This window comes from Candidatus Symbiopectobacterium sp. NZEC135, assembly GCF_025962695.1.
Map to the genome: position 1 here is coordinate 1 of NZ_JAGFPF010000225.1, position 2,258 is coordinate 2,258.

2 protein-coding genes are annotated in these 2,258 nt (G+C 59.6%); one reads left to right on the forward strand and one right to left on the reverse strand.

What is annotated here, in order from left to right; all coding sequences use genetic code 11:
• Positions 1-1,075 (forward strand): aspartate aminotransferase family protein (locus J5224_RS25205; protein WP_264627946.1); only part of this gene is annotated, 1,075 nt, incomplete at its 5' end.
• A 30-nt stretch (positions 1,076-1,105) separates the two neighbouring features.
• Here J5224_RS25205 and J5224_RS25210 read toward each other — a convergent pair.
• A complete protein-coding gene (locus J5224_RS25210; RefSeq protein WP_264627947.1) occupies positions 1,106-2,200 on the reverse strand; it encodes an NAD/NADP-dependent octopine/nopaline dehydrogenase family protein in 1,095 nt (364 codons plus the stop codon).
• Positions 2,201-2,258: the final 58 nt, after the last annotated feature.

The following is a 2,258-nucleotide window of genomic DNA, read 5'->3' on the forward strand; positions in this document are numbered from 1 at the left end:
AGCGATTGCCCGGCAGAGCGCGCAGCTTAATACCCATACCCGTTATCTACATCATGCCATCGTTGATTTTGCCGAAGACCTGCTGCGTGAATTTCCGGCGGAGCTGGATAACCTGATGCTGACCTGCACCGGCAGTGAAGCCAATGATTTGGCGCTGCGCATTGCGCGGCATGTGACGGGCGGCACCGGGGTTATCGTGACACGTTGGGCCTATCACGGTGTTACCAGCGCGCTGGCGGAACTCTCCCCGTCCCTTGGCGACGGCGTGGCGCGCGGCAATTATGTAAAACTGATTGATGCACCAGACAGCTATCGCCAACCCGGCGCGTTTTTGGCGTCGGTGCAGGCGGCACTGGCGGAGATGCGTGCAGAAGACATTCGTCCTGCGGCACTGCTGTTCGATACCATTTTTTCCAGCGACGGCGTCTTCTCCCCCCCGAAGGGTGAAGTGGCGCAAGCGGTACAATGGGTGCGCGATGCAGGCGGGCTGTTTATTGCCGATGAAGTGCAGCCGGGTTTTGGCCGCACCGGCGAAGCCATGTGGGGGTTCGCCCGTCATCAGGTGGTGCCGGATCTGGTCAGCCTGGGCAAGCCGATGGGTAACGGGCATCCGATCGCCGGACTGGTGGGAAAATCGGCGCTGTTTGCCGCGTTTGGCCGCGACGTTCGCTATTTTAATACCTTTGGCGGTAACCCGGTGTCGTGTCAGGCGGCACACGCGGTGCTTAGGGTGATCCGCGAAGAGCAACTGCAACAAAATGCATTGCGGGTCGGGCATTGCCTGCGCGAAGGGTTGCACGCGTTGGCGCAGCGTCATGAACTGCTGGGCGACGTGCGCGGCAGCGGGCTGTTTGTCGGCGCGGAACTGGTGAGCGACCGTGAAAACAAAACGCCAGCCAGCGCTGAGGCGGTAGCAGTGGTAAACACCCTGCGCCAGCGCGGCGTATTGATCAGCGCCACCGGGCCTGCGGGCAATATTCTGAAGATTCGGCCACCGCTGGTGTTCAGTGAACAGCATGCCGCGCTGTTTCTCGATACGCTGGATGCGGTGCTGACAGAAGTGGCGCAGCGCTAACGGCTGCGCCTGTCGGGTGGGCGTTAGCGATTACCACACGCGGACCTGTGATGCGCTAATGCCCTCTTGCAACGATCGGGTAAAATCAGCGAGCGAGAGGGCATCCAGTTCCAGGGACGGCAATACATCATTTTGGGCCCGAAGATCGCACTGCCACACGGCGCTGGCGAGGGTAATCGATGCACTGTGTAGCGGCAGCGCGATCCCTGCTTTGCGTGCAACCGCTGCGAACACCAACCCGTAGGGCGTATCTTCCAGAATAAAACGGGTATTCATATCGGTCGGGCCGGGTGGTCCACCGCGCCGACGGTGCAACTCGGCGGCGATCTCGCTCAACGTACGGCAGGATACATCGAACGATTGCTGAAAATGCGCTTCAATGCTGTGCAGCCTCAGGCCAAATGCCTGTGCCAAGGCTTGCCGTTCCTGCTCCAGTGCCAGAATCAGGTTCGCCACTCCATCTGTCATATAGTGATATTGCGGCCAGCGCTCCTGATGCTCGATGCGTGTGACATTGCACAGCGCCAACCCCAAATGCGCAATCGGATTGATATTGATTAATGACGTCGCCAGGATATTGGATTGCGGCTGGAACCGTTTGCCAAACAGCTGCTCGCACAGGGCGATTGCCTCGGCATTGTGTGCGGCGGGGAGCGTGGCGACATGCACACAGCGGCGTGCGGTCATCAGGGTGACGCCGTTTTCCGCTTTGCGTCGGGCGGTGAATGCGGTGGTTCCCCAGGTAATAATCGGTGCGCGGATGGCGCGCTGTGCCAGCAGTTGCGACAAAAACAAGGCGCTCAATGAGCACGCGGAATTAATGATAACCGGCTGTCCGGTTGTCAGATGGGGTGCCAGTGCTTCCATCACTGCACGATGGCCATAACCCGGAACGCACAGCAGCACGGCATCCGCGCCGCGTACCGCAGCGGCGATGTCAGTAGTAACGGCCGGGCGACATTCTCCTTCGATAACGCCGGTATAGTGAAGCCCTGAATGGGCGTGAGAAATACCTGCCAGCGTGTGCGCATCCCTGGCCCAGAGCACCGTCTGGTGGCCGTGATGGCAGAGCCAGGCTGCGCTGGCAAATCCAATGTTCCCTGCACCTAACAGTGCTATTTTCATCTGTGATTATCCTTTCAATCACGCGAATGACGCATCAGGCAAGGTGAATGCCTCACCT

What these genes read in the sequence shown, in the direction of transcription:
- J5224_RS25210 (WP_264627947.1), bottom strand. Translation starts at nt 2,200, where the DNA reads ATGAAAATAGCACTGTTAGGTGCAGGGAACATTGGATTTGCCAGCGCA.